Source organism: Micromonospora sp. C97 (genome assembly GCF_018070385.1).
In the GTDB taxonomy this organism is placed as follows: domain Bacteria; phylum Actinomycetota; class Actinomycetes; order Mycobacteriales; family Micromonosporaceae; genus Micromonospora; species Micromonospora parva.
In genome coordinates this window covers 25,882-51,318 of sequence record NZ_JAGPXU010000028.1, presented here as the reverse complement: position 1 = coordinate 51,318, position 25,437 = coordinate 25,882, and the positions used below count along the sequence as shown (strand labels likewise).

27 protein-coding genes are annotated in these 25,437 nt (G+C 71.9%); 14 read left to right on the top strand and 13 right to left on the bottom strand.

Features of this window, described 5'->3' with window-relative positions; all coding sequences use genetic code 11:
- Positions 1 to 37: 37 nt before the first annotated feature.
- A complete protein-coding gene (gene lexA, locus KBX26_RS26840) occupies positions 38 to 823 on the bottom strand; it encodes a transcriptional repressor LexA (protein WP_030337371.1) in 786 nt (261 codons plus the stop codon).
- Between the two features lie 540 nt (positions 824 to 1,363).
- Between lexA and nrdR the strand changes: the two genes are divergently transcribed.
- Both nrdR and KBX26_RS26830 read left to right on the top strand, forming a co-directional pair.
- Complete coding sequence (gene nrdR, locus KBX26_RS26835; protein ID WP_210858234.1) at positions 1,364 to 1,864, top strand: transcriptional regulator NrdR; 501 nt, start codon at positions 1,364 to 1,366, stop codon at positions 1,862 to 1,864.
- 67 nt (positions 1,865 to 1,931) lie between these two features.
- Complete coding sequence (locus KBX26_RS26830; protein WP_374224332.1) at positions 1,932 to 4,805, top strand: vitamin B12-dependent ribonucleotide reductase; 2,874 nt, start codon at positions 1,932 to 1,934, stop codon at positions 4,803 to 4,805.
- A 107-nt stretch (positions 4,806 to 4,912) separates the two neighbouring features.
- Here the strand turns inward: KBX26_RS26830 and KBX26_RS26825 are convergent, their stop codons facing one another.
- Positions 4,913 to 5,956, bottom strand: a complete 1,044-nt coding sequence (locus tag KBX26_RS26825; RefSeq protein ID WP_374224333.1) for a GNAT family N-acetyltransferase — start codon at positions 5,954 to 5,956, stop codon at positions 4,913 to 4,915.
- A gap of 99 nt (positions 5,957 to 6,055) precedes the next feature.
- Here KBX26_RS26825 and KBX26_RS26820 point away from each other — a divergent pair, with 99 nt between their 5' ends.
- Positions 6,056 to 6,535, top strand: coding sequence for a MarR family winged helix-turn-helix transcriptional regulator (locus KBX26_RS26820; protein ID WP_210866663.1), 480 nt, complete (start codon positions 6,056 to 6,058; stop codon positions 6,533 to 6,535).
- A gap of 109 nt (positions 6,536 to 6,644) precedes the next feature.
- Here KBX26_RS26820 and KBX26_RS26815 read toward each other — a convergent pair whose 3' ends face one another.
- Complete coding sequence (locus KBX26_RS26815; RefSeq protein ID WP_210858238.1) at positions 6,645 to 6,827, bottom strand: DUF397 domain-containing protein; 183 nt, start codon at positions 6,825 to 6,827, stop codon at positions 6,645 to 6,647.
- Between the two features lie 31 nt (positions 6,828 to 6,858).
- On the bottom strand, positions 6,859 to 7,068 hold the full coding sequence (locus KBX26_RS26810) for an AlpA family transcriptional regulator (RefSeq protein WP_030337386.1): 210 nt from the start codon (positions 7,066 to 7,068) through the stop codon (positions 6,859 to 6,861).
- A gap of 124 nt (positions 7,069 to 7,192) precedes the next feature.
- Between KBX26_RS26810 and KBX26_RS26805 the strand changes: the two genes are divergently transcribed.
- On the top strand, positions 7,193 to 7,381 hold the full coding sequence (locus tag KBX26_RS26805) for a hypothetical protein (RefSeq protein ID WP_030337387.1): 189 nt from the start codon (positions 7,193 to 7,195) through the stop codon (positions 7,379 to 7,381).
- Entirely contained in the window at positions 7,378 to 7,557 is a 180-nt protein-coding gene (locus KBX26_RS26800; protein WP_210858239.1) for a hypothetical protein, read from the top strand. The genes KBX26_RS26805 and KBX26_RS26800 overlap by 4 nt, the downstream gene beginning before the upstream one ends.
- Positions 7,558 to 7,998: 441 nt before the next feature.
- Here KBX26_RS26800 and KBX26_RS26790 read toward each other — a convergent pair whose 3' ends face one another.
- Entirely contained in the window at positions 7,999 to 8,898 is a 900-nt protein-coding gene (locus KBX26_RS26790; RefSeq protein ID WP_051708847.1) for a bifunctional 5,10-methylenetetrahydrofolate dehydrogenase/5,10-methenyltetrahydrofolate cyclohydrolase, read from the bottom strand.
- Positions 8,899 to 9,133: 235 nt separating this feature from the next.
- Between KBX26_RS26790 and KBX26_RS26785 the strand changes: the two genes are divergently transcribed.
- Positions 9,134 to 9,703, top strand: coding sequence for an RNA polymerase sigma factor (locus KBX26_RS26785; protein ID WP_051708848.1), 570 nt, complete (start codon positions 9,134 to 9,136; stop codon positions 9,701 to 9,703).
- Between the two features lie 10 nt (positions 9,704 to 9,713).
- Positions 9,714 to 10,685 carry a CU044_5270 family protein gene (locus KBX26_RS26780; protein WP_210866662.1) on the top strand — a complete coding sequence of 324 codons (972 nt, stop codon included), beginning with the start codon at positions 9,714 to 9,716 and terminating at the stop codon, positions 10,683 to 10,685.
- Positions 10,686 to 10,695: 10 nt separating this feature from the next.
- Here the strand turns inward: KBX26_RS26780 and KBX26_RS26775 are convergent, their stop codons facing one another.
- Entirely contained in the window at positions 10,696 to 11,808 is a 1,113-nt protein-coding gene (locus tag KBX26_RS26775) for an FAD-dependent monooxygenase (protein WP_307857915.1), read from the bottom strand.
- A 104-nt stretch (positions 11,809 to 11,912) separates the two neighbouring features.
- Positions 11,913 to 12,509 carry a TetR family transcriptional regulator gene (locus KBX26_RS26770; RefSeq protein ID WP_210866661.1) on the bottom strand — a complete coding sequence of 199 codons (597 nt, stop codon included), beginning with the start codon at positions 12,507 to 12,509 and terminating at the stop codon, positions 11,913 to 11,915.
- Positions 12,510 to 12,594: 85 nt separating this feature from the next.
- Between KBX26_RS26770 and KBX26_RS26765 the strand changes: the two genes are divergently transcribed.
- Positions 12,595 to 13,752 (top strand): FAD-dependent oxidoreductase, encoded by a 1,158-nt coding sequence (locus tag KBX26_RS26765; protein ID WP_030337395.1) that lies wholly within the window; start codon positions 12,595 to 12,597, stop codon positions 13,750 to 13,752.
- 93 nt (positions 13,753 to 13,845) lie between these two features.
- A complete protein-coding gene (locus KBX26_RS26760; protein WP_030337396.1) occupies positions 13,846 to 14,781 on the top strand; it encodes a DUF2332 domain-containing protein in 936 nt (311 codons plus the stop codon).
- Positions 14,782 to 14,789: 8 nt separating this feature from the next.
- Here the strand turns inward: KBX26_RS26760 and KBX26_RS26755 are convergent, their stop codons facing one another.
- Genes KBX26_RS26755 through KBX26_RS26745 form a run of 3 tightly spaced genes read right to left on the bottom strand, consistent with a single transcriptional unit; the run spans position 14,790 to position 17,189 of the window.
- Complete coding sequence (locus KBX26_RS26755; protein WP_210861064.1) at positions 14,790 to 15,731, bottom strand: MerR family transcriptional regulator; 942 nt, start codon at positions 15,729 to 15,731, stop codon at positions 14,790 to 14,792.
- A gap of 33 nt (positions 15,732 to 15,764) precedes the next feature.
- Entirely contained in the window at positions 15,765 to 16,622 is an 858-nt protein-coding gene (locus KBX26_RS26750; protein ID WP_247681097.1) for an alpha/beta fold hydrolase, read from the bottom strand.
- Between the two features lie 3 nt (positions 16,623 to 16,625).
- Positions 16,626 to 17,189, bottom strand: a complete 564-nt coding sequence (locus tag KBX26_RS26745) for a dihydrofolate reductase family protein (protein WP_210866660.1) — start codon at positions 17,187 to 17,189, stop codon at positions 16,626 to 16,628.
- Between the two features lie 142 nt (positions 17,190 to 17,331).
- Here KBX26_RS26745 and KBX26_RS26740 point away from each other — a divergent pair, with 142 nt between their 5' ends.
- Both KBX26_RS26740 and KBX26_RS26735 read left to right on the top strand, forming a co-directional pair.
- Positions 17,332 to 17,586: a DUF5522 domain-containing protein gene (locus tag KBX26_RS26740; RefSeq protein WP_030337400.1), complete on the top strand. Its 255-nt coding sequence runs from the start codon at positions 17,332 to 17,334 to the stop codon at positions 17,584 to 17,586.
- Positions 17,587 to 17,684: 98 nt separating this feature from the next.
- The gene (locus tag KBX26_RS26735) at positions 17,685 to 18,233 is read left to right on the top strand and encodes a hypothetical protein (protein ID WP_030337402.1); all 549 of its coding nucleotides are present in this window, start codon (positions 17,685 to 17,687) and stop codon (positions 18,231 to 18,233) included.
- A 19-nt stretch (positions 18,234 to 18,252) separates the two neighbouring features.
- On the opposite strand, the gene KBX26_RS26730 is transcribed toward KBX26_RS26735, so the two are convergent.
- Positions 18,253 to 18,942 carry a metal-dependent transcriptional regulator gene (locus tag KBX26_RS26730; protein ID WP_030337404.1) on the bottom strand — a complete coding sequence of 230 codons (690 nt, stop codon included), beginning with the start codon at positions 18,940 to 18,942 and terminating at the stop codon, positions 18,253 to 18,255.
- A 100-nt stretch (positions 18,943 to 19,042) separates the two neighbouring features.
- Here KBX26_RS26730 and KBX26_RS26725 point away from each other — a divergent pair, with 100 nt between their 5' ends.
- Genes KBX26_RS26725 through KBX26_RS26715 form a run of 3 tightly spaced genes read left to right on the top strand, consistent with a single transcriptional unit; the run spans position 19,043 to position 23,714 of the window.
- Positions 19,043 to 19,903, top strand: coding sequence for a sulfurtransferase (locus KBX26_RS26725; protein WP_210866659.1), 861 nt, complete (start codon positions 19,043 to 19,045; stop codon positions 19,901 to 19,903).
- A 48-nt stretch (positions 19,904 to 19,951) separates the two neighbouring features.
- Positions 19,952 to 21,133 (top strand): acetoin utilization protein AcuC, encoded by a 1,182-nt coding sequence (locus KBX26_RS26720; RefSeq protein WP_210866658.1) that lies wholly within the window; start codon positions 19,952 to 19,954, stop codon positions 21,131 to 21,133.
- A 25-nt stretch (positions 21,134 to 21,158) separates the two neighbouring features.
- Complete coding sequence (locus KBX26_RS26715; protein ID WP_030337410.1) at positions 21,159 to 23,714, top strand: bifunctional GNAT family N-acetyltransferase/acetate--CoA ligase family protein; 2,556 nt, start codon at positions 21,159 to 21,161, stop codon at positions 23,712 to 23,714.
- 10 nt (positions 23,715 to 23,724) lie between these two features.
- On the opposite strand, the gene KBX26_RS26710 is transcribed toward KBX26_RS26715, so the two are convergent.
- Positions 23,725 to 24,132 (bottom strand): VOC family protein, encoded by a 408-nt coding sequence (locus KBX26_RS26710; protein ID WP_210866657.1) that lies wholly within the window; start codon positions 24,130 to 24,132, stop codon positions 23,725 to 23,727.
- Between the two features lie 108 nt (positions 24,133 to 24,240).
- Complete coding sequence (gene sigB / locus KBX26_RS26705) at positions 24,241 to 25,257, bottom strand: RNA polymerase sigma factor SigB (protein ID WP_030337412.1); 1,017 nt, start codon at positions 25,255 to 25,257, stop codon at positions 24,241 to 24,243.
- Between the last annotated feature and the right edge of the window lie 180 nt (positions 25,258 to 25,437).

Below are 25,437 nucleotides of genomic sequence, written 5' to 3'. Positions count from 1 at the left end.
TGCGGGTGAGCGCCGTCGGCACCCACCCGCCGATCGGTCAGATCCGGCGGAGCACCGCCACGACCCGGCCCATGATGGTGGCGTCATCGCCGGGGATGGGGTCGAAGGCAGGGTTCTGGGGCATCAGCCAGACGTGCCCGTCGCGCCGCCGGTAGGTCTTGACGGTCGCCTCGCCGTCGAGCATCGCGGCCACGATCTCGCCGGAGTCGGCGGTCGGCTGCTGCCGGACGACCACCCAGTCGCCGTCGCAGATCGCCGCGTCGAGCATCGAGTCGCCCTTGACCTGGAGCATGAAGACCTCGCCCTCACCCACCAGCTCGCGGGGGAGCGGGAAGATGTCCTCGACGGCCTGCTCGGCGAGGATCGGCCCACCGGCGGCGATCCGACCGAGCATCGGCACGTATGCCGGGGTGGGTCGTTGTGCCCTCGACAGCTCGTCGTCGATCGCCTCGCTGGGGGCGCGGACGTCCACCGCGCGTGGCCGGTTGGGGTCGCGCCGCAGGAAGCCCTTCTTTTCCAGCTCCTTGAGCTGGTAGGCGACGCTGGACGGCGAGACCAGGCCGACGGCCTCGCCGATCTCCCGGACGCTCGGGGGGTAGCCGTGGCGCTCCACCCAGGTGCGGATGAACTCCAGGATGCGGCGCTGGCGGGCGGTCAGGTCGACCGTCGCCGGGTCGGGGAAGGCGCTGACCACCGGGGTGACCTGGCGCACGGCGGGCTGACCCGTCCGGCTGCGCGCGGCGCTGCGGCGTCGGGTGGCCGGCGGGCCCGCCTCGGTGATCTGCTGCGGGCTCTTCGGCCGGCTGGCCCGGTCCTCGGTCACGTCCGTCCTCCCTGGTCGGCGCTGGGTGCCTCGTCGGCTCGTGGTGCGTGCGGTGGTGCCACGTTGTTCATGACCGTATAGGTGAGATCAGTCATTTTCAAACATCTGTACGACCTCTCACCGGCGTGTCGGGGTGAAAAAGCGCTCCGCTCGTACGGATGTTCTGATAAATGGTACGTCAGGTAGAACTGGTGTTCGATCGTCGGCTGTTTTCCGGCCCGGTTCTGGCTCCCTGGCCGATAACCCGGGCGGGGTCGGGGCGTTGGGTCTTCGGGCGCGCTGCTGGGCGTGGATGGGCGGATGGTCCGTGACGCGCCGGACACGCCGGCCAACTTGACCCGGCTTCCTCGGCGACATACGGTCGACCCCTAGATGTAGTAGTGACACGGGCGTAAGTTGCCTACAGGTTGGGTCTGACTACCGACCGCACTCCCGTAACGTCGATCACGGCGGGCGTCATCCGAGGATGGCACCGTCGCGGTGAGTCGTGCCCGGAAGTGTCCGTAGTGCTCGCAGTTGATCATTTTTTGGAGGTGGGCGATGCGGTGTCCGTACTGCCGGCATGCTGACTCCCGGGTGGTCGACTCGCGGGAGGCCGACGACGGCCAGCTCATCCGACGGCGGCGGTCCTGCCCGGAGTGCGGCAAGCGGTTCACCACCGTCGAGGAGGCGGTCCTCGCGGTCGTCAAGCGCAGCGGGGTGACCGAGCCGTTCAGTCGCACGAAGATCATCGGCGGGGTGCGTAAGGCGTGCCAGGGCCGGCCGGTGGACGACGACTCCCTCGCGCTGCTCGCGCAGCGGGTGGAGGAGACGGTCCGGGCCAAGGGAGCCGCCGAGATCCCCAGTCACGAGGTGGGCCTGGCGATCCTGGGTCCGCTGCGCGACCTGGACGAGATCGCCTACCTGCGGTTCGCCAGCGTCTACCGCTCGTTCGACTCGCTCGCTGACTTCGAGCGCGAGATCGAGACGTTGCGGGCCGCGGCGCGAGCCCGGGAGCAGGGCCGGGCCGATGCGGTTGAGGCCGCCGGCCGTACCAGCTGAGTCTTCACGGTTTTTCGAGAGATTGGGACGCGCGGTGGGGCACCGCGCAGACGAGGGGGGCGACGGCGTGACAACTAGCCGTTCACGAAGCAAGGCAGGCACGGGGCTGAAGATCGACCGGGTGTGGACGACGGAGGGGGTCCACCCGTACGACGAGGTCTCCTGGGAGCGCCGTGACGTCGTGATGACGAACTGGCGGGACGGCTCGATCAACTTCGAGCAGCGGGGGGTCGAGTTCCCGGAGTCGTGGAGCGTCAACGCGGCGAACATCGTCACCACCAAGTACTTCCGGGGCGCGGTGGGGACCCCGGAGCGGGAGTGGTCGCTGCGGCAGTTGATCGACCGGGTGGTCACCACCTACCGCACCGCCGGTGAGGAGTACGGCTACTTCGCCAGCCCGGCCGACGCCGAGGTGTTCGCGCACGAGCTGACCTGGATGCTGCTGCACCAGGTGTTCAGCTTCAACTCGCCGGTCTGGTTCAACGTCGGCACGCCGTCGCCGCAGCAGGTCAGCGCCTGCTTCATCCTGGCCGTCGACGACTCGATGGACTCGATCCTCGACTGGTACAAGGAGGAGGGGCTGATCTTCAAGGGCGGCTCCGGCTCCGGGGTCAACCTGTCGCGCATCCGTTCGTCCCGTGAGCTGCTCTCCTCCGGCGGCAACGCCTCCGGCCCGGTCAGCTTCATGCGCGGCGCGGACGCCTCGGCCGGCACCATCAAGTCCGGCGGCGCGACCCGCCGGGCGGCCAAGATGGTCATCCTCGACGTCGACCACCCGGACATCCAGGAGTTCGTGGTCACCAAGGCGCGCGAGGAGGACAAGATCCGCGCGCTGCGCGACGCCGGGTTCGACATGGACCTCGGCGGCTCCGACATCGTCAGCGTGCAGTACCAGAACGCCAACAACTCGGTCCGCGTCTCCGACGAGTTCATGACGGCGGTGGAGAACGACGGCGGGTTCGACCTGCGGGGTCGGCTCGACGGCTCGACCATCGAGACGATCGAGGCGAAGAAGCTCTTCCGTTCCATCGCCCAGGCCGCTTGGGAGTGCGCCGACCCGGGCCTGCAGTACGACGACACGATCAACGACTGGCACACCTGCCCGGAGACCGGCCGGATCACCGCGTCGAACCCGTGCTCGGAGTACCTGCACCTGGACAACTCCTCGTGCAACCTCGCCTCGCTCAACCTGATGAAGTTCCTCCGCGCCGACGGTGGCTTCGAGGTGGAGAAGTTCGTCAAGTCCGTCGAGTTCGTCATCACCGCGATGGACATCTCGATCTGCTTCGCGGACTTCCCGACCGACAAGATCGGTGAGACGTCCCGCGCCTACCGGCAGCTCGGCATCGGCTACGCCAACCTCGGCGCCCTGCTGATGGCCACCGGCCTGCCGTACGACTCGGACCAGGGCCGTTCGGTCGCCGCGGCGATCACCTCGCTGATGACCGGCACCGCCTACCGCCGCTCGGCCGAGCTGGCCGGCGTCGTCGGCCCGTACGACGGCTACGCCCGTAACGCCGAGCCGCACAAGCGGGTCATGCGCAAGCACGCGGCGGCCAACGACGAGATCAAGCCGACCAGCCCGGTGGCCACCGCGATCGTCCGCGAGGCGACCAAGCAGTGGACCCAGGGCAACAAGATCGGTGACAAGTTCGGTTGGCGCAACGCGCAGGCGAGCGTCCTGGCCCCGACCGGCACCATCGGCTTCATGATGGACTGCGACACGACCGGCGTCGAGCCGGACCTGGCGCTGGTCAAGTTCAAGAAGCTGGTCGGCGGCGGCTCGATGCAGATCGTCAACCAGACGGTGCCGCGCGCCCTGCGCAGCCTCGGCTACCCCGAGGAGCAGGTCGAGGCGATCGTCGAGCACATCGCCGACCACGGCCACGTGGTGGACGCCCCCGGCCTCAAGCCGGAGCACTACGCGGTCTTCGACTGCGCGATGGGCGAGCGGACGATCGCCCCGATGGGTCACGTGCGGATGATGGCGGCCATCCAGCCGTTCGTCTCCGGCGCGATCTCCAAGACGGTCAACATGCCGGAGGCGGCCACCGTCGAGGACGTCGAGAAGATCTACTTCGAGGGCTGGAAGCTCGGCCTGAAGGCGCTGGCGATCTACCGCGACAACTGCAAGGTCGGCCAGCCGCTCTCGGTGGCGAAGAACAACAAGGCCACCGAGCCGGCCGCCGTCGAAACCGCAGCCGCCGCGCCGGCCGCGGTCGAGAAGGTCATCGAGTACCGGCCGGTGCGTAAGCGCCTGCCGAAGAAGCGCCCGTCCGAGACGGTCAGCTTCTCCGTCGGTGGCGCCGAGGGCTACCTCACCGCGTCGTCCTACCCGGACGACGGCCTCGGCGAGGTCTTCCTCAAGATGTCCAAGCAGGGCTCCACCCTGGCCGGCGTGATGGACGCCTTCTCGGTGGCCATCAGCATCGGCCTGCAGTACGGCGTGCCGCTGGAGACGTTCGTCAGCAAGTTCACCAACATGCGCTTCGAGCCGGCCGGCATGACCGACGACCCGGACGTGCGGATGGCCGCCTCGGTGATGGACTACATCTTCCGTCGCCTGGCACTGGACTTCCTGCCCTACGAGCGTCGCGCCGAGCTGGGCATCTTCACCGCCAGCGAGCGGGCCGCCCAGTTGCGGGCCGAAGCCGACGCGGAGGCCGCCGGGGTCACCGGCGCCGAGCTCACCGCGATGGCGTCGTCCGCGCCGGTCGAGGCTCCGGCCAAGACTGAGGCGGTCGCCCAGCCGGCCCAGGAGATGGCCGACGTGGCCGCCGCCAAGCCGGCTCCGACAGTGGGTTCCAGCACCGAGCTGCTGGAGGCCGTGATCGGCAAGGCCGCCGACGCGCCGCTCTGCTTCACCTGCGGTACGAAGATGCGCCCGGCCGGTAGCTGCTACGTCTGCGAGGGCTGCGGCTCCACCAGCGGCTGCAGCTGACGTACGCAATAAGCGCTGCCCCGGCTGCCCTTCTGGGAGGCCGGGGCAGCGCCGTTTCCAGGCTCTTCCATCCCGGGAGCGTGCAGAGGTAAGCGCCCAGCCAGCGGCTAAGAGCGTGCATTCTCACCGAGTCTCGAGTGTCGGTGCTTGGGCGTAGGTTCAGCGTCCTTGGTGAGGAGCGCGGTTCCGTCCGTGCTGGTCGATGGCACGAGCTCGTATCCCTCGCTGTGGTAAAGGTTGATGTTCCGCTGGCTATTGGAACCTGTGAACAGGACGATGCGGCGGATACTCGGGTCGGCGGCGGCTTCGGCGGTGCGCAGGAGCCACCGGCCGAGCCCGTGACCGCGTAGGTCCGGTACGACGGCGAGGCGTCCCACGTGCCAGTCGGTGCCCGCGCGGCGGGTACGCACCATGCCCAGGAGTCGACCGTCCAGCCAGACGCCCGTGGTGTGCTGGTCCGCCAGCCACTCGCGGACCTGCTCCAGCGACTCGTGCAGGGCAGGTATGGCCAAGGTGTCGTTGACGACGGCTTCCTCTACCCAGCAGCACCGCTGCAGCACGGTGACCTCGGGCGCGTCGTCGGGGGTCAGCCGCCGCGCATACGAGCCCGGCACGGGGCCAGCGACCGTCCCGGCGCCTGCCCGTTCGCGCATCGGCCGGAGGGCGTGGGAGACCCGGACCAGTTCGTTCAGGAGGCCTAGGCTCGCCGCATCGCGCGCGGCGTCGGGGCGCAGCCGTCCGTCGTCCAACGCGTCACCGATGCGGATCGCGACCGTGGCGCCCAACGGGACCAGTCGCAGCGTAGTCACGACCTGCTTGGCATGCTGGACCGACCGCGTGCCGGCCGACGTGTTGCCGTAGCTGACGAAGCCGATCGGCTTCCACGCCCACTCGCGGCCGAGGTAGTCCAGCGCGTTCTTCAGGGTCGCCGGCATCCCGTAGTTGTACTCCGGTGTCACCACGATGAAACCGTCCGCCGTGTCCACGATCGAACTCCACCGACGGGTGTGTTCCTGCCGGTAGATGCCCGACGACGGATGTTCCTCCTCGTCGAGGAACGGCAGATCCAGGTCGGCGAGGGCCACTGGCACCAACTCGACGCCAAGCTCGGCGGCGCAGGGCGTGATCGCGTCGATCAACCACTGCCCGATCACCGGGCCGAGGGCCCCTGGGCGCGTGCTGCATACCAGGACGAGGAGGCGGAGCGGTTTCGTTGACATGGAAACGAAATATAGGGGTAGGTTGTTTACATGTCAACGAGACCTGAGGTAGCGCAGGTGCACTGGTTGAACGCGGACGAGGAGCGGGCGTGGCGCGCGTTTCTGCGGGTGATGGTGACCGTCCAGGCCGGCACCTCGGGTGACCTGGCGGCGATCGGACTCTCAGAGCCCGACTACGAGGTGCTGAGCACCCTGTCGGAAAGACCCGACCACACCAGCACCCTGCACGCGCAGGCCGACAAGATGGGCTGGTCCCGCAGCCGGCTGTCCCGGCACGCCAGCCGGATGGAGGAGCGCGGCCTACTCCGGCGCACTCCCGACCCGGCCGACGGTCGAGGTTGCCTCCTCGTGCTTACCGAAGAGGGCCTGGGCGCCCTCACCACGGCCGCACCCGCCCACGTCGAGTCGGTACGACGCCATTTCATCGACCGGCTCACGCCAGAGGACCTCACCGCCATCGAACAGATCGCCCGGCGCCTGGAGGCCCCCCAGCCGGACAGCGGCCGGTAGGCGCACCCGGCGGGCATCGCCATCCGCTGGGCAGCCGGAACGGGCCTCCACTGCTAGGGGCCGGCCGAGGGCACGGCATGCCTGCTGCTCTGGGTATTGCGGCCGGGAGCTACCGGATGCTGCGCACGAACCCCGTCCAGGCGCCTCTCGTGAAGCGAAGGGTCGACCCGTTGGGGTCCTTGCTGTCGCGCACCGCGATGCTCGTATGCAGTTCGGCGACCTCGACACAAGCGCCGCCGTTGTTGTCGCTGTGGCTCGACTTGCGCCAGACCAGGCGATCCGAAGTCTCCATGCCCGATCGGATCAGCTCCTGATTTGCGGGATTAGCGGTCTTCGTCGCCCTCAGTTGGGCGTGGTGGGCGATTGTGCTTGGCCCACTCGTCCACCTCGTCCGCGTCCCAGATGGTCGTCCCGATGAGGCGGGCCACCGGCTCGGGGAAGCCGGGTCGGCGGGTGATCTGGAGTACCCGCTGGCGCGACACGTTGAACAGGGCGGCCAACTCGCCAGGCCCGTACAAGCGCGGTCGCTTCACGCCCTGAACGTAGGCGCGACTTTCAGTTGACTATTGTCACTTGCAGATTGACAAGACACGGCTGAGTGGTGTGTGGTGAAGTGGTCACGCCCGGCGACGGCGCGACAACTCGCGCGGAGGTCGGGTGCCCAAACACGTGCCGTACGACGACTACCTGCTGGCGGTGGCGCTGACGTTGGCTCGGCGCCATCGGCCGGTCTGGTCGTGGCAGCGGTGGCGGCGGATCTGCCGATGTGGCGCCGACCTGCCGTGCCGAGCCCGGCACCGCATCCCGATCCGCCGAGGCCACTGGCCAGGGGAGGAGCAGGAGTGACCGAGGATCAGGTCGGACGAATCTTGTCCGTGCACCTGCCCGGCGTTGACGGGCTCTGCGCCGGCTGTCGCTGGTGGTGGGCGCGGCTGTCCCCGTACCCCTGCTATCAGGCGGAATGGGCGGTCCGCTGGCACGCCCGGTCGGCCATCCGGCGCTTCCTGGATGGTCGGCCGTGACCACCCACGGCCCGGTCCTTCCGGTGTGGACCTGCGGCGGCTGCGCTGCACCGTGGCCCTGCCGGACCCGGCGCACGGAGCTGGTTGCAGAGTTCGAGGGCACACCTGTGTCGTTGGCCCTCTATATGGGGTCCTACCTGGTCTGGGCGGCCGAGGATCTGACCTGGGTGCCCGCCGGGCTGCTGCACCGGCGTTTCCTGGGCTGGGTCCGGTGAGTCTGATCCGGCGGGGCGATGAGCGGTTCCACTACAGCGACAACTCGCACAAGTGGATCCCGCCGGACCCGGACTACGACCAGGAGGCCTGGGACGAGATGGTCCGGCAGCACCAGCTCCAGCACCTGGAGGAGATATCCAACCGTAGAAAGCCGGTTGGATCACCTGATGCCGAGTAGCTGTGGACGACCGGGCTGCTCAGCATCAGGCGATCTCGGCGACCGGGCTACTGGCTGGCGCGTTCGGCGGCACGTACCGCGTTGCGGAACAGCATCGCGACGGTGGTCGGGCCGACCCCGCCGACCCGGGGCGTGATGGCGCCGGCGACCTCGGCGCACGCTTCGTCCACATCGGGCAGGAGCCGCCGACCGTCGTAGCGGACGCCGGCGCCGATGACGACCGCGCCGGGCTTGACGTGCTCAGGCCGCACGATGCCGGGTACGCCGGCGGCGGCGACGAGGATGTCGGCGCGGCGGGTGTAGCGGTCCCAGTCGGGCACGCCGGTGTGCACGACGGTGACGGCGGCGTTGGCGGTCGGGCGCTTCTGGGCGAGCAGCATGGCCAGGGGGCGGCCCAGGGTGGCGCCCCGGCCGAGGATGACGACCTCGCGACCGGCGACGGGGATCTCGTGGTACGCCAGGAGGGCTTCGATGCCGGCGGGGGTGCACGGCAGCGGGCCGGGCAGCCCGACGGCGAGGCGTCCCATGTTGAGCGGGTGCATGCCGTCGACGTCCTTGTCCGGGTCGATGGTCTGCAGCGCGGCGTCGTAGTCCAGGTGCCCCGGAACGGGGTACTGCACGAGCAGTCCGTGCACGGCCGGGTCGTTGTTGAACCGGGCGATGGCCTGGTGCAGCTCCGCCTGGGTGGCGGTGGCCGGCAGGTGCGCGTGCGGGGAGTCGAACCCGAGCGCGGCGGCCTGACGCTGCTTGATGGCGATGTAACCGGCGCTGGCGTCGTCGTCGCCGACGAGGATGGTGGCGAGGCTCGGTGTGATGCCGCGCTCGCGCAGACGGGTGGCGGCAGCCGCGGTTTCGGCCAGGACGGCTGCGGCGACTGGTGCGCCCGGCAGGAGTCGGGCCGTGCCCGACGGGTTGCGGTTGTCGACGGATGGGCTGGTCGTGGTCACGATGGTCCCTCGACGCAGGCGCCCAGGCGGTCGACGCCCGCGAGAGGCTCCCCGATGGTTTCACCATCCCCGTGCCGCCAGTCGCCGGTGCTTCGATAATGCCGCATCACCAGGGCGGTTGCCCAACTGGACCGGCAGCGCCGCGTTCCGCGCCGGGCGGGAAGCGGCATTACGGCGTAACACCCGCGCTCCGCCGTACGAAGAAGGGGTGTGAAGGCGCGAGAGAGGACGGCCCGTGAGTGAGCCCGACCGAGCCGATGACGACATTTCCGGCATCGGCACCGATCCGGTGGCCTTCGAGGTCTTCTACCGGCGGCACCTGGAGGCGGTGGGCCGGTTCGTGGCGCGGCGGGTCGACGATCCACACCTCGCCGCCGACCTCACCGCCGACGTGTTCCTGGCGGTGATCGAGTCGGCGGCCGGCTACCGGCCGGACCGGGGTAGCCAGATCGGCTGGCTGTACGGGGTGGCCCGCAACGTCATCGGCGACGAGCGGCGTCGGGCGGCCCAACGGCTGCGGGTCGCCGGTCGTCTGGCCGGACGGCGGGACCTGGGCCCCGATGACATCGCCCGGATCGAGGAGCGGATCGACGCCGAGGAGGCCGCCCGCCGCACGTATCGGGCGCTGGGCGACCTCCCCGAGGGCACCCGGACGCTTGTCGAACTCGTCGCCGTGGACGGCCTCACCGTCGCGGAGGCGGCGACAGTGCTCGGGATGTCGCCGGTCGCCGCCCGGGTCCGCCTGCATCGCGCCCGTCGGCTCGTCCGCGCCGTGCTCGCCCGCCCTGCCACCACCCTCGCCTGAGGAGACGGAGATGACGATGAACGAGACCGAACGGTCGCCGCAGGGTTTCGAGGAGCAACTTCTCAGGGATCTGACCGCACACGTGGCCCATCGGGGCGAGGCGGCGTCGGAGGCCCGTCCCACCGGTCGCCGTACCCGGTTTCTCAGCGGTTGGCGCCTCGCCGGAGCGTTCGGGCTGGCGGTGACGTTGACCGCCGGTGCGCTGGTGGTCCAGACGATCAAACTGGGTGATCAGCCGCCGCCGACGGCCAGCGCGTCGGAGATCTTCCACCTGGCGGCCGACGCCGCCCGGCAACAACCGGAGCTCACCGCCCGTCCCGACCAGTACGTCTTCACGGAGATCCTGGCGACGACCCGGGAGTTGCCGGACAGCGGCCCGTACCTGACGATCCGGAACCAACTGTGGCAGTCGGCCGGCGGAGTCGCGTACACCCAGGGGCGGTACCGACCCGAGGCCGATCCGAACGGGTGGAGCGGGCTGAGGGAGCTCCGTATGAACGATGCCGGCGATCCCGAGAAGAAGCTTGACGCGTTCCAGCCGCCCGCGTACCACGGCGGCCTGCCCACCGACCCGGACGCGCTGCTGCGATACCTCCGGAAGCACCCGGTCGACCTGCACCTTCCCGAAGGCGCCGACGAGGAGGCCGTGTACGGGGACGAGAGCATGGCGTACACCACAGCGCGGTCGATGCTTCGCGGCTACGTGCCACCCCGAGCGCTGGCGGCGCTGTACGAGGTGCTGGCACGGGAGCCCGGGGCGGTCGTCATCTCCGGCGACGTGGTGGACGCCGCCGGCCGGCACGGGGTGGCGATTCGGATGCCCGGTGTGATCGGTGGCAACGTGGACCTCATCTTCGATAGGGACTCCCACGTCTACCTCGGCACCCGCAACTCGGTGATACGCAACGGCAAGGAGTCACTGGAGTCGGCCGCCGCCGTCCTGCGGGTCGCCATCGTCGACCGGCCGGGCCAGGTGCCGTGAGCAGCGCCGGTCAGGGCTGGGCGAACAGCGGCCCGTAGTTCGAGCGGAACATCTGCTCGCCGAGGCGGCGCATCACCAGGTCGCGTAGCGCGGGCGGGAGCCCGGTGGCCTTGTCGCGGCGGTGCGTCTGGCTGAGCACCCAGTTCGTCCGTGGGCGGCGCCGCGCCTCGAAAGCGCGCAGCGCGTCGGCGACGGAATCGGCGGCGGCCAACGACGAGGCGAGCACGACAGCGTCCTCCAGCGCCATCGCCGCACCCTGGGCCATGTTCGGCGAGGTGGCGTGGGCGGCGTCGCCGACCAGCAGCACCGGCCCCCGGGCCCAGGAGTCGAGCACCACCTCCTGGTTCGGCCCGGCGTGCAGGGTGCTGTCGTCGTAGTCCAGGGCCTTGAGCATGGTGGCCACCGGCTCGCTGTACGTCGCACCCAGGTCGTCGCGCCAGCCCTGCCGCTCGGCCACCGGACCGTCGTTGTAGTAGCAGTACGTCTGCTCGGCGCTGATCGGGATCGTCAGGAACTGCCTCCCGCGCCCCAACTGCACCGACCAGACCGGCTCGTCGTCGATCCGCGGAGCGACCCACCGGTACGCGTACTGCCCGAGGTCGCGGGCGGCCTGGCCGTCGAAGGCGAGCCGGCGGACGGTCGAGTGCACCCCGTCCGCGCCGATCACCAGGTCGTACCGGTCGGTGCTGGTGTCGTCGAACTCGACGGCGACCTGGCCGCCCTCCTGCAACAGCGCGACCGGCTGGCGGCCCCAGCGGATCGGGGCGTCGCCGACGCCGTCGAGCAGCGCCCGGTGCAGCTGCGCCCGGGGCAATGACACGCACGGCCCGACGCCCCGGCAGAGCGCTGCCACGTCGATGTCGAAGAGGCGACGCCCGCGCTGGTTGGCGCTGCGCTGCCGGGTGATCTCCACGGCGACGTCGGCGACCGGCTCGCGCAGACCGAGGACGTCGAGCATCCGCGTCGCGTTGCCGGTGAGGTAGATCCCGGTGCCGGAGCCGGTCGGCCCGGACGCCCGCTCGACCACGTCGATCGTCGCGCCCCACTCGCGCAGCGCGGCCACCGTCGCCAGTCCGGCGACACCTCCGCCGACGATCAGTACCCGGACACCCGCACCCCGCACGACCCGTTCCTCCCGTTGCCCCTGCCCGCTGAGCTGCTGATCAACGGTCCGGCCGCCGCAGAACTCTACGGTGCCGGCGGGCCGGTGCGGGCCAGGGGGCGGGCTCAGGACGTGACGGCCGGGAAGCTTTCCACCAGCGCGGTCACGGTGTGCCGGATGCGTGCGTGCGCCACCTCGTCGGTCGCGTCGATGAGGGCGACGTGGTGCAGCACGCCCACCACGGCCAGCGCCAGCGCCTCGGTGTCGACGCCCGCTGGTAGCCGTCCGCGCTGTCGTTCGGCGTTCAGGTAGTCGACGACGGCGCGTTCGAGGCTCTGCGGCACGGTGCTGCCGGTGCCCAGTACCGCCTCGACCTGTGCGGCCAACGCCGGCCGGCAGGCCATCAGCCGGGTGACGCCGCGCAGGACGATCAGCGGGGTCGCGAGGATCGCCGCGCTGAGGTTCGCGGCGATCGTGCCGGTGCCGGCGCGGGCGGGAAGGCCGGCCGCGGTGCCGGCGATCTGGAAGCTGCGGTCGACGGCGTAACCCACCAGGAAGTCGTCGAAGTTCGCGAAGTGGGCGAAGAGCAGCCCGGTGGCGACGCCGGCCTCGCCGGTGACGGCTCGGCTGGTGAGCTGGCCGGGACCTGCGGCGGCGATCAGGCGCTCGGCGGCGGCGAAGAGGTGCTGCCGGGGCTCAGCGATGGGAACTCCGCGTGGCATTCCCTGAGTCTAGGCGGGTTGTGCGGGTATGAGCATCTGCTCATAATGTTTGAGCATATGCTCATTCTGGTCTTGGGGAGTGCTGATGAAACGAGCGGTGATCGTCGGGGCCGGCATAGCTGGTCTCGCGACGGCCCTACGTCTGGCGCAGGACGGGTGGCATCCGCTCGTCGTCGAGCGATCTCCGACCCGGCGCAGCAGTGGCTACCTGGTCAACCTGCTCGGCGCCGGCTACGACGCGGCCGAGCGGCTCGGGCTGGTTCCGGCGCTGTCCGCCCACGCGTTGGGCCCGTTCACCACAGTGCTGGTCCGGGCGGACGGTCGCCCGAAGCTCACGGTGCCCGCCGCGGTCGCCGAGGCGGCGCTGGGTCCCCGAACCATGACGGTGTTCCGCGGCGACCTCGAAACCGCACTGTACGAGGCGGTACGCGACCAGGTGGAGATCCGCTTCGGCACCACCGTGTCCACAATCGACGCCACCGCCGACCGGGTGCGGATCAGCCTCAGCGACGGCACCACGCAGGACGTCGACCTGCTCGTCGGTGCCGACGGCGTGCACTCCACGACCCGGGCGACGATCCTCGGCCCGGACCATCGGGTCGACCTGCCGTACGTCGTGGCGGCCTTCCCGCTGGCGCACCCGGTGCCGGATGTGCCCGAGTCGTCGGCGACGACCTTCATCGGCCCCGGGCGCACCGCGGCGATCGTCAACCTCGGGCCCGGCCGCTCGTCGGCCTTCTTCACCTACCGGTGCGCCGACCCCGCTCGCGAGTTGGCACGCGGACCGGTGGACGCGATCCGCGCGACGTTCGGAGACCTGGCCGGGGGAGTGCCCGAGGCGATCGGTCACCTCCAGACCGACCCGGCCGGGGCGTACTTCGACCGGGTCAGCCAGGTGGACAGCCCACGGTGGAGCACCGGCCGCGCCGTCCTGCTCGGCGACGCGGCCTGGTGCGTCACCCTCTTCGCCGGGCACGGCGCGGGACTGGCGCTCGCCGGCGCCGACCAACTCGGTGCCGCCCTGCGCCGGCACGGCGACGACATCCCGTCCGCCCTGGCCGGCTGGGAGACCGGCCTGCGCCCCGAGGTGACCAGGCGGCAGGCGCTCGCCCGCCGGGGCATGTACCAGTACGCGCCACCGAGCCGGCTGCACGTCTGGATGAACGACCTCACGATCCGAGCGGTCACCCTCCCCGGCATCCGCGGACTCGTCCGACGCGGCATCGAACGGCAGAACCGCTGACCAGCGCCGCGAACCGGGTGCTGGCCGTCATCCCGGGTGCGGTCGCCGCAGCAGCGGACGGTCCGGCCATCGGGCAGGTGCCATCATCGGGCCATGACGATCAGCGAGCAGTACGTCGACTTCGCCGTCCGGGAGGCGCGCGGGGTGTCGCCCACGTACGAGCGCCTGTCGCAGGCAGTCGCCCACGACGAGGACCTGCTGGCCCTGCTCGACGGGCTACCGCCGGCCAAACGGCAGCCGAACCTGCTGTTCGGCGTCGTCCGCTGGCTCGGCGGCCCGGTCGACGACCCGGTCACCTTCCACGACTACGTGCTGACGCACTGGCCGGCCATCGAGGCGCAGATGCTCACCCGGGCCACCCAGACGAACGAGGCGGGCCGGTGCGCGGTCCTGCTGCCGCTGCTCGCCGCGTTGCCACAGCCAGTGGCCCTGCTGGAGGTCGGCGCGTCGGCCGGGCTCTGCCTCTACCCCGACCGGTACGGGTACCGCTACGGCGATCACCAGGTCGGCTCCGGTGAGCCGATCCTCGACTGCGCTGCCGACGGGTTGGTGCCGCCGGCACGCCTACCCCAGGTGGTGTGGCGGGCCGGCCTGGACCTCAACCCGCTCGACGTGACCGACCCTGACGACGTGTCCTGGTTGGACGCCCTGATCTGGCCGGAACACGCCCACCGGCGGGTCCGGCTGCGCGCCGCGGCGGCGATCGCCGCGGCCGACCCGCCGCTGCTGGTCCGCGGCGACCTGGTGGACGACCTGCCGGCGCTGGCCGCGCGGGCACCGGCCGACGCGACGCTCGTGGTCTTCCATACGTCAGTGCTCTACCAGGTGCCGCCCCCGCGCCGGGAGGCGTTCGTCCGGTTGGTCCGCGAACTGCCGGGGCACTGGGTGGCGGCCGAGGGGCCGGAGGTGCTCCGGTACGACGCGTTGCCCGCGCCGCCGAACGACGCGCTGCACAACGTTCTCGCGCTCGACGGGAAGCCGCTGGCCTGGGCCAGAGGCCACGGCCAGGCGATGACCTGGTTCGGCTGACGGGCGGGTCAACGAGCCGGCTCGGGCATCCGGGCGCGCAGGGCCCGGATGAACCAGTCCACCGCCGGCGCTGTCGCCGTGCCGGTCGACCAGCCGTTGAGCACCGCCAACAGGTCGAGGTAGCGGTCCCGGCGGGGGTCGTTGGCCGGAACGAGCCGGTCGAGCAACAGCTGGCGCAGGTCGGCGTCGTCCGGGTGACAGCGCAGGCGCGCATACCGGCCGGTGACGGCGGCGACCACCGGGTCGGCGTCCGGGCTGGTCGGGTCGAGACCGGCCGTCAAGGCGGCGGCCACCGCGTCCCGGACCACCGCGACGGCGTCCGGGCGGGGCAGTCCCGGGACGTCATGATCGGCGGCGTGCTGCCGTACCAGCAGCCGCATCCGCTCCCGGAACCCGGGGTCCCGGCACAGCTCGACCAGCTCCAGCCACGCCTCGATCTGCGCGCTGGTGGGGTCGTCGGGCAGCTCCGGTGTCATCGAGACGATCACCCCCGGGGACGCGGGCCAATCGCCGAGGTCGGCGAAGACGCCGCCCAGGAAGTCCGCCACCAGCTGCCCGCGCTCGTGCCTGGTGAGCTGGGCCAGCCGATGCAGCTCGTCCACCTCGGCCGCGCTGGACCCGCGCCGCGCCGCCACGGTGAGCACCCCCTGGCGCAGCCGCAGCACCCGGATCTGCACCGCCAACGCCTCGGCGTGCGCGGCGGCCACCTCGGGCAGCGGCACCTCCTTGTTCACCACCCGCCGGATGGTGGCCAGGTCCACGCCCAGCTCCCGCAACGTGCGGACCAGCTCCAGTCGGGCCACGGCCGCCGGGCCGAACCGTCGGTAGCCGGCCGGGCTCCGGTCCGTCGGCGGCACGATCCCGCTATCGGCGTAGTACCTGATGGTCTTGACGCTCAGGCCCGTCCGTCGCGCCAGCTCGCCGATCGTGTGCCGTGTCTCCCCGCTCATGCCCTCACCCTCGCGTCTCCCCCCGCTGGAGACTCAAGCACCGTCCGAGCCGGCGAGGAACGCCGCGACCGTCGCGGTGAACGCCTCGGCGTCGTCGAGCCACGGATAGTGCCCGGCGTCCGGCTGGACGACCAGCGTGGCGCGGGGAATCAGTTCGGCGAACCGGGCCACCAGGCCCGGCGGCGCGGCCAGGTCGACGGCACCGGCGAGCAGCAGCACCGGGCCCGCGTGCGCGGCGAGTGCCCGACGGGTGACCGGTGGGTCGAACGCGCCGTCCGAGCTGAAGATCGCCGCCAGCTCCTCGTTGTGCTGGCCGGCCTCAGCGGCCTGGTGGGCCTGCGCCGCAGCGTCCCACCGGCCGTAGAGGAAGGGTGCGATCTCCTGCTTGGCGTCGGGCCCGGCCCGACCGGAGAGGACGGCCTCCATCGCCGCGGCCGCCACCGGAAACCACTGCTCGCCGGACCGGGCCTCGGTGACCTCCCGGCGCTGCGCGGCGGTCACCTTCAGCCCGACCGCGCGGACGCTCGGGGCGACCAGCGCCAGCCGGCCCACCCGATCGGGGTGCCCGGTCAGGTATCGCAGGGCCAGGTTGGCGCCGGCGGAGTGCCCGAGCAGATCCAGCCGGTCGAGGCCCAGGTGTCCGCGCAGCGCCTCCACATCGTCGACCATCCGGTCGCAGCGGCAGGTCGAGGCGTCCGCCGGGACCGCCGAGCGGCCGGTGCCTCGCGGATCGAGGACGAGCAGCGACCGGTGCGCGCCCAGACCGCCGAGGTCACCGAGGTACGCGGAGTCACGCATCGGCCCGCCCGGCAGGCAGACCAGCGGGTCGCCCACCCCGACCGTCCGGTACGCGAGGGTGGTCCCGTCGGACGCGGCGAAGGTGGTGATCATCGGTCAGCGGGCCCGCTCGTGACGGAGGAGGACCACGCCGTTGCCGAAGACCCGGCTCTCCACCAGTCGCAGCGCGGCCGGAGTCTCGGCGTCGGGGAAGAGCCGGCGGCCCCGACCCACCAGCACCGGGTTGACGTAGATCCGGTACTCGTCGATCAGGTCGTGCCGGGCGAACGTCGCGGCCAGGTCGGCCCCGCCGAGGGCCAGATCGCCGCCCGGCTCAGCCTTGAGCTTGCGGACCTGCTCGACGTCGACCTCGCGCACCACCGTCGCGTTCCAGTCGGCGTGGTCGAGCGTGCGCGAGTAGACGATCTTCGGCATGTCCCGCCAGATCCGGGCGAACTCGCGTTCCGGGCCGCTGGCGCTCGGGTCCTGATCGGCGGTCGGCCAGTAGGCGGCCATCAACTGGTGGCTGACCCGGCCACTGAGGAACCCGCCCATCGGGGCGATCACATCGTTGAAGTGCTGGTGCAGCTCCTCATCGACCTGGTGCCAGCCGATGTCACCCCCCGGGCCCTCGAAGAACCCGTCCAACGACAGGCTCATCTGCACAACGATCTTCCGCATCGCGTCCCCTCCGTATGCGTCGACGGGCGTCGAACCGATCGTCCCCGGACCGTACGACGAAACCACAGCGCACCGCGACGACACCGGGCATGTCGCGCATCCAGCTCGGAGGCCGGGCGGTAGCCGTCCCTAGACTGCTGCGGTGACCGGAGAGCGACGACCCCTGGCCGACCGGCCGCTCACCGAGCCGCACCCGTCCCGGCTGCCGCCGGAGCACCCCGACCGGGCCCGGGTCCTCGCCGCGCACGCCGCCGCGCTGGCCGCCGGGGAGGCCGGTTACCTCGACCCGGCGAGCGGATTGTTCGTGCTGAGCGCCGACTTCCTGGCCCGCCGTGGCACGTGTTGCGGGCGCGGCTGCCGGCACTGCCCGTACGTGGACGACACGCCGTCCGGGTAGTCGTCCGCGGGGGCTTCCGCGCGACACCGACACCCCGTACGGTGTCCGACGGACAACCGGCGGGCGCCTTCCGCCGTCGGTCGGCGAGAGGGTGGAATGTGCGCGGGCGGATCGTGGTCGCCGGGTTGGCCGGGCTGCTGGTGAGTGGCTGCGCCGACGAGGCGCAACCGGTGACGGCACCGCCGCCGGTGCCGACCGCTGTGGACGTGGCGGCGGCCTCCTCGGGCGGCGCCTGCCGACTGCTCGACTTCACGGTGATCGAGCAGGTGGTGAAGACGCGCTTCGACGTGGCGGCGTCCAGCGAACAGGGCGACACCCACACCTGTGTGGTCCGGGCCGCCGGTGCGACCCTGCCGGAACTGACCCTCAGCGTGACCGAGACCACGATCGACAAGACCAGCTTCGGCGCGGACGTGGTGCCGGACAAGGCGGCGAAGATCACCGGGCTGGGTCAGCAGGCGTACAAGCGGACCACCGCCGCGGCCAGCGGGCGGGGACCCGTCGCCGAGGTGGGCTGGCTGGCCGGCGACGGACGGCTCGCCACGGTGAGCTGGACCGCGGCCCGTGGCAGTGAGCGCTCGGCGGTGGAGAAGCTCACCGGCGACCTTGTCGCACTGGCCAAGAAGGTGGACACCCGGGCGCTGTGACGCCCGGGCCCACGCCCGATCAGCTGGCGGCGACGAAGACCCGGGAGGCGACCTCGCGGGGCAGCCGCACCCGGTCACCGGAGCGGTCGATCGACACCCCGTCGCGCTCCTGGGCCACCGTGACCGTGGCGCCCGGGTCGACACCGGCGGCGTGCAGTTGGCGCAGCACGTCGGCGTCCTTCTGCACGCTCTCGCAGATCCGGCGCACCACGACCGGACCGGAGAGGCCCGGGAAGGCCAGGTTGCGCTCGCCCTCGGCGGCCTCGGTGGTCTCCGCCGCCGGCGAACCCAGCTCCTGAAGCCCCGGGATCGGGTTGCCGTACGGGGAACGGGTCGGCCGGTTGAGCAGGTCGTACACCCGCTTCTCCACCGCGTCGCTCATCACGTGCTCCCAGCGGCAGGCCTCCTCGTGGGCCTCCTCGTAGGGCATCCCGATGACGTTGACCAGCAGCAGCTCGGCGAGGCGGTGCTTGCGCATCACCGACACCGCGCTGCCGCGCCCCTGGGGGGTGAGCGTCAGGTGCCGGTCTCCCTCGACGGTGAGCAGGCCGTCACGCTCCATCCGGGCGACGGTCTGGCTCACGGTGGGGCCACTCTGCTGCAGCCTTTCGGCGATCCTGGCACGCAGCGGTGGCACCCCCTCCTCTTCCAGTTCAAGGATGGTGCGCAGGTACATTTCGGTCGTGTCGACCAGGTCGTGAGACTTCATAAGGTCAGCGGCCCTCCGGTGCACGATGCTACCTCGGTGGCGGGCCGGCGACCGCCGCCGAACCGCGTGCCGTCTCCGCGAATGGTGTTGGATGGTCGCCATGTCCGGTACCCAGCAGCCGTTGGTCGAGGTCGACACCCTCGTCGCCGAGCTCGACCAGGCCGATCCGCCCACCCTGCTCGACGTGCGCTGGCGGCTCGTCGGCCCGCCCGGCCGCGACGACTACCTCGCCGGCCACCTGCCCGGGGCGGTCTTCGTCGACCTGGACACCGCGCTCTGCGGGCCCCCCGGCGCCGGCGGTCGGCACCCGCTGCCCGACCCGGCCGCGTTGCAGGCGGCGCTGCGGGCCGCCGGCGTCCGCGCCGGTCACCCCGTGGTGGTGTACGACGGCGGCGACGGCCTGGCGGCCGCGCGGGCCTGGTGGACGCTGCGCTGGGCGGGGCACCGTTCGGTGCGCCTGCTGCACGGCGGCTACCCGGCCTGGGTCGCCGCCGGCCGGCCCGTCTCCACCAACGCGCCCGCCGCACGCCCCGGTGACGTCGTGGTGCGCCCCGGTGAGCTCCCGGTGCTGGACGCCGGACAGGCCGCCGCGCTGGCCGCCGCTGACGACGCCGTGCTGCTCGACGTACGGGCGGCGCCGCGTTACCGGGGCGAGGTCGAACCGATCGACCCGGTGGCCGGGCACGTGCCGGGGGCGGCGAACCTGCCCGCCGGGGAGTACGTCGGGCCGGACGGCCGCTTCCCGGCCGCCGAGGTGTTGAGCGAGCGGTTCGCCGAAGCCGGGGTGACCGGGGGGCGGGCCGTCGGGGCGTACTGCGGCTCGGGGGTGACCGCCGCGCAGGCGGTGCTCGCGTTGCACCTGGCCGGTCGCACGGACGCCGCGCTCTACGTTGGATCGTGGAGCAACTGGGTGGCCGACCCGGCCCGGCCGGTCGCCTCCGGGTCGACACCAGGCCACTGACCAGCGCGTGCGGTGGGCCGGCGCCCGTCCTCGTGCGACGATGGGCTCATGTCCGACGACACGGTGGTGGTGTGGGACGAGTCGCTGCTCGCCTACGACATGGGTGACCATCCGCTCGACCCGGTCCGGGTGGAACTGACCTTCGCGCTCGCCCGCGAGCTGGGCATCCTGAATCGGCCAGGGGTGCGGGTGGTCAAGCCGGAGCCCGCCGACGACGCACTGCTCACCCGGGTGCACGAGCCGGCCTACCTCGCCGCGGTACGCAACGCGCCGCGTGACCCGCTCTTCGCCGGTTACGGGCTGGGCACCTCCGACAACCCGGTCTTCGAGGCGATGCACGAGTCCAGCGCGCTCATCGCCGGCGCGACGGTGGCCGCCGCCGAGGCGGTCTGGCGCGGCGACGCCCGCCGGGCGGTGAACGTGGCCGGCGGGCTGCACCACGCGATGCGCGCCCGCGCCGCCGGCTTCTGCGTCTACAACGACCCGGCGGTGGCCATCGCCCGGCTGCTCGACCTGGGCGCCGAGCGGGTCGCGTACGTGGACGTCGACGTGCACCACGGCGACGGCGTGCAGCAGATCTTCTGGAACGACCCGCGGGTGCTCACGGTCAGCGTGCACGAGACCCCGTTGGCCCTTTTCCCGGGCACGGGTTTCCCGGACGAGACGGGTGGGCCGGGCGCGCAGGGCACCGCTGTCAACATGCCGTTGCCGCCGGGTGTCGACGACAGCGGCTGGCAGCGCGCGTTCCACGCGATCGTGCCGTCGGTGCTGCGCGCGTTCCGCCCGCAGGTGCTGGTCAGTCAGTGCGGCGCCGACGGGCACCGACTGGATCCGCTCGCCGACCTGAACCTGACTGTCGACGGGCAGCGGGCCACCTACCTGGCGATGCGGGCGCTGGCCGACGAGTTGTGTGACGGCCGGTGGGTGGCCACCGGCGGCGGCGGGTACGCCCTCGTCGAGGTGGTGCCCCGGGCCTGGACCCACCTGTTGGCGGTGGCCACCGGTGATCCGATCGACCCGGCCACCCTCACCCCACCCGCGTGGCGGGACCTGGTCGCCTCCCGGCAGCTGGGTCGGGAGGTGCCGCTGCGGATGACCGACGACGCCGACCCGTCGTACGAGCCGTGGCAGCCGACCGGCGAGCCGAACGCGGTGGACCGGGCGATCGCGGCCACCCGCAAGACGGTCTTCCCGTTGCTCGGGCTCGACCCGCACGATCCGCGGGACTGAGCCGGGCCGGGGGAGGGCTGTTCCGGTGACGACCGTGGGCCATCCGGTCGACGTGCTGCTCAGCGACGGCAGCACCGTCCAGTTGCGACCGATCGAGCCAGCTGACGCGCCCGGCATCGTGGCGATGCACAGCCGGTTCTCCGAGCGCACCCGCTACCTGCGGTACTTCTCGCCGTACCCGCGCATCCCGGAGCGGGATCTGATCCGTTTCGTCACCGTCGACCACCACGACCGGGAGGCGTTCGTGGTGCTGGCCGCCGACCAGATCGTCGCTGTGGGCCGGTACGAGCGCCTCGGCCCGCAGGCTCCCGAGGCGGAGGTGGCCTTCGTGGTGGAGGACGCCTACCAGGGTCGCGGCATCGGCTCGGTGCTGATGGAGCACCTGGCTGACGCGGCCCGCCGCAACGGCATCATGAGCTTCGTCGCGGAGGTGCTGCCGGCCAACGGGACGATGCTGCGGGTCTTCGCCGACTTCGGCTACCAGGTCCAGCGCGAGTACGCCGACGGCGTGGTCCACCTGAGCTTCCCCATCGCGCCCACCGAGGCCAGCCTGGAGGTGCAGCGCGGCCGGGAACACCGCACCGAGGCCCGATCGATCGCCCGACTGCTCGCCCCGCGCGGCATCGTCGTCTACGGGGCCAGCGCCACCGGTCAGGGCGTCGGCGCGGCGGTGCTCGGGCACCTGCGCGACGGCGGGTTCACCGGTGCGGTGGTGCCGGTGCATCCGAGCGCGTCGACAGTGGCGGGCCTTCCCGCGTACCCCTCAGCGGTGGACGCGGGCGTCCCGGTGGACCTGGCGGTGGTGGCGGTCCCGCCGGAGGCGGCGACAGCGGTGGTCGCCGACGCCGCCGCCGCAGGGGTGCACGGCCTGGTGGTCATCTCGGCCGGCTTCGCCGAGGCCGGCCCGGAGGGCGCGGCCACGCAGCGCGCGCTGGTCCGCGCGGCGCACGCCGCCGGCATGCGGGTCGTCGGCCCGAACTGTCTCGGCGTGGCCAACACCGACCCGACGGTACGCCTCAACGCCACTCTCGCCCCGGCGTTGCCGCCGGCCGGTCGGGTCGGCATCTTCAGCCAGTCCGGTGCGTTCGGGGTGGCGTTGCTCGCCGAGGCGGACCGGCGCGGCCTCGGGCTGTCCAGCTTCGTCTCGGCCGGCAACCGGGCCGACGTCTCCGGCAACGACCTCCTGCAGTACTGGCAGGACGACACCGGCACCGACGTGATCATGCTCTACCTGGAGACCTTCGGAAACCCCCGCAAGTTCGCCCGGCTGGCCCGACGGATCGGCCGCGCCAAACCGGTCGTCGCGCTCGCCTCGCCGGCCCGCCCGCCCGGGGTCGGCGACGCCGCCGGGCCGGACGAGGTGGCGGTGGCAGCGCTCTTCGCCCAGTCCGGGGTGATCCGGGTGGACACCGTGCCGGAGCTGCTCGACGTGGGTGTGCTGCTCGCCAACCAGCCGTTGCCGGCCGGCGGCCGGGTCGGTGTGGTCGGCAACTCCTCCGCCCTCACCGGGCTGGCCGCGACCGCCTGTGTCGGGCAGGGCCTCACCGTCGCCGACGGCTACCCCCGCGACGTGGGGCCGAGCGCGGGTGCCGCCGAGTTCGCCGCCGCGCTCGCCGAGACGGCCGCCGACGACCGGGTGGACGCCCTGGTGGTGGTCTTCGCCCCGCCGCTTCCCGGCCAGCTCACCGCTGTGGACGCCGACGTGACAGCCGCACTGCCGGACGCCCTCGCGCTGGGCAAGCCGACAGTGGCGACGTTCCTGGTCGGGCGGCTGCCGCCGGGGGTGCCGGCGTACGGCGGCGTGGAGGAGGCGGTCCGCGCGCTCGCCCGCGCGCACCGGTACGCCGAGTGGCTTCGTCGCCCGCCCGGGGTGACGCCGGAGCTGCCCGACCTCGACCGCGCCGCCGCGCAGGCCGCTCTGCGGGCCGACGCCGCCGACGCGGGTGCGCTGCTGGCCGCGTACGGCATCGACGTGGTGGCCTCGGTGTCCGTCGACTCGGTCGACGCGGCGGTCGACGCGGCGGCGCGGCTGGGCTTCCCGGTGGCGCTCAAGGCGGCCGCCCCCGGGCTGCGGCACCGGCTGGACCTCGGCGCGGTCCGGCTCGACCTGCCCGACGAGCCGACCCTCCGTCGCGCGTACGCCGACCTGGCGGCGACCTTCGGCGCGGACGCGCTGGTCCAGCCGATGGTCGCGCCCGGGGTGGCCTGCGTGGTGGAGGTGGTGGAAGATCCGGCGTTCGGGCCGGTGGTCGGGTTCGGCCTCGGTGGGGTCGCCACCGAACTGCTCGGCGATCGGGCCTGGCGGGCGGTGCCGCTGACCGACCGGGACGCGGCCGAGCTGGTCGACGAACCCCGGGCCGCGCCGCTGCTGCGCGGGCACCGGGGGGCCGCGCCGGTCGACCGGGCGGCCCTGGTCGACCTGCTGCTGCGGGTGGGTCAGCTCGCCGACGAGCAGCCCCGGGTGCGGTCGCTGACCCTCAACCCGGTGCTCGCCCGCCCGGACGGCCTCTCGGTCCTGCACGCCCAGCTAAGGGTGGGTGGCGTGGTCGCCCGCCCGGACACCGGCCCCCGCCGCCTGTGAGCGTGCCCGCTCAGGCGCGGCTGGAGATCTGCTGGACGCCCCAGGTGTTGCCGTCCGGGTCGGCGAAGAAGACGAAGCCGACATTGTCCAGTGGGTCCGGGACCGGCCGGGGGTTCTGACCGACCACCTGGATGTCGCTGACCTCCACACCTCGCCCGAGCAGTTCCTCGTGGGCCCGCCGCAGGTCGGGCACCACCAGTTGCAGGCCCTTGAGTGAGCCGGGCGGCATCTCCGGGACGACACCCTTACCGATCACGATCGAGCAGCCGGAGCCGGGCGGGGTCAACTGGACGATGCGCGCCTCGTCGCTGATCACCGTGTCGTGGTCCACCGTGAAGCCGAGCTGGCCGGCGTAGAACTTCTTCGCCCGGTCCACATCGGAGACCGGCACGATCACCACTTCAAGCGTCCAGTTCATCGTTGCTCTCCTCGCCTCGTCGGTCGCGGATCGGTGTCCCAGTCAAACACCCCGACAGCACGAAAGGCCCCGGCGAACCGCCGGGGCCTTTCGTGGGAACCGGGTGCGTCAGCAGGCGTACGCCTCCAGGCGCTGAGCCCGCTCCGGGGCGCGCAGCTTCAGCAGCGTGACCTTCTCGATCTGGCGGATCCGCTCCCGGGACAGGCCGAACTCGCGGCCCACCTCGTCCAGGGTGCGCTGCCGGCCGTCGTCCAGGCCGAACCGGAGGCGGATGACCGCCTGCTCCCGCTGGGACAGGGTGGAGAGCACGATGCTGACCTCGTTGCGCAGCTCACCCTGGGCGGCGGCGTCGCCCGGCTCGGTGCGCGGGTCCACCGAGGCCACGAAGTCGCCGAGGGCGCTCTCACCGTCGTCGCCGACGGCCTGGTCCAGGCTGACCGGCTCCCGGTCGTAGGAGATCAGCTCGATGACCTGGATCTCGGGGATCTCCAGCGCCCGGGCGACCTCGGCGACCGTCGGTTCGCGGCCCAGCGTCACCGCCAGTTCGCGGCGGGCCCGGACCATCCGGTTGACCTGCTCGACCATGTGCACCGGGATGCGGATGGTGCGGGCCTGGTCGGCCATTGCTCGGGTGATGGCCTGTCGGATCCACCAGGTGGCGTACGTGGAGAACTTGTAGCCCTTGGCGTAGTCGAACTTCTCGACCGCCCGGATCAGGCCGAGGTTGCCCTCCTGGATCAGGTCGAGAAACGCCATGCCCCGGCCGGTGTAGCGCTTGGCGATGCTGACCACCAGCCGCAGGTTCGCCTCCAACAGGTGGTCCTTGGCCGCCCGACCCTCCGCGACGATCAGCTCCAGGTCGGCTCGCAGCTCCGCGGAGACGGGGATGCAGGTGGCGAGCTTCTCGTCGGCGAACAGGCCGGCCTCGATGCGCCGGGCCAGGTCGACCTCCTGCGCGGCGGTCAGCAGCTTGGTCCGGCCGATCCCGTTGAGGTAGGCCCGGACCAGGTCGGTGGAGATGCCGCGCTCGTCGGTGGCGTCCAGGTCGGCAAGGGTCTCGGGGGCCCCGTCAGTGTCGATCGTGGTGGTCGGGCGCGTCCGGTGTTCCGTCATCTGCAGGACCATCTCTGTCTCCCCGTTTCCACATCTGTGCCGTGTGCCCGGCCCAGTGGTGCCGGTGTGACAACAGCTTGGCGGGCGGGGCGTAAAACGGGAGTGAGGCGATCGGGCACCCGACAGGAATTGGGTCGGATCGCTGGTGCGGTGTGTCGTCCCGCTGTGTGGTTGCCCGGCCCGGCTACGTTG

Excerpts from the sequence above, each read along its gene's own strand:
- KBX26_RS26750 (WP_247681097.1), bottom strand. The coding sequence starts at position 16,622 with ATGATCACCACCTTCGCCGCGTCCGACGGGACCACCCTCGCGTACCGG.
- KBX26_RS26755 (WP_210861064.1), bottom strand. The coding sequence starts at position 15,731 with ATGAGCGGGGAGACACGGCACACGATCGGCGAGCTGGCGCGACGGACG.
- nrdR (WP_210858234.1), top strand. The coding sequence starts at position 1,364 with ATGCGGTGTCCGTACTGCCGGCATGCTGACTCCCGGGTGGTCGACTCG.
- KBX26_RS26710 (WP_210866657.1), bottom strand. The coding sequence starts at position 24,132 with ATGAACTGGACGCTTGAAGTGGTGATCGTGCCGGTCTCCGATGTGGAC.
- KBX26_RS26760 (WP_030337396.1), top strand. The coding sequence starts at position 13,846 with ATGACGATCAGCGAGCAGTACGTCGACTTCGCCGTCCGGGAGGCGCGC.
- KBX26_RS26745 (WP_210866660.1), bottom strand. The coding sequence starts at position 17,189 with ATGCGGAAGATCGTTGTGCAGATGAGCCTGTCGTTGGACGGGTTCTTC.
- KBX26_RS26815 (WP_210858238.1), bottom strand. The coding sequence starts at position 6,827 with ATGGAGACTTCGGATCGCCTGGTCTGGCGCAAGTCGAGCCACAGCGAC.
- KBX26_RS26820 (WP_210866663.1), top strand. The coding sequence starts at position 6,056 with ATGTCAACGAGACCTGAGGTAGCGCAGGTGCACTGGTTGAACGCGGAC.
- sigB (WP_030337412.1), bottom strand. The coding sequence starts at position 25,257 with ATGGTCCTGCAGATGACGGAACACCGGACGCGCCCGACCACCACGATC.
- KBX26_RS26720 (WP_210866658.1), top strand. The coding sequence starts at position 19,952 with ATGTCCGACGACACGGTGGTGGTGTGGGACGAGTCGCTGCTCGCCTAC.
- KBX26_RS26765 (WP_030337395.1), top strand. The coding sequence starts at position 12,595 with ATGAAACGAGCGGTGATCGTCGGGGCCGGCATAGCTGGTCTCGCGACG.
- KBX26_RS26725 (WP_210866659.1), top strand. The coding sequence starts at position 19,043 with ATGTCCGGTACCCAGCAGCCGTTGGTCGAGGTCGACACCCTCGTCGCC.
- KBX26_RS26780 (WP_210866662.1), top strand. The coding sequence starts at position 9,714 with ATGACGATGAACGAGACCGAACGGTCGCCGCAGGGTTTCGAGGAGCAA.
- KBX26_RS26770 (WP_210866661.1), bottom strand. The coding sequence starts at position 12,509 with ATGCCACGCGGAGTTCCCATCGCTGAGCCCCGGCAGCACCTCTTCGCC.
- KBX26_RS26730 (WP_030337404.1), bottom strand. The coding sequence starts at position 18,942 with ATGAAGTCTCACGACCTGGTCGACACGACCGAAATGTACCTGCGCACC.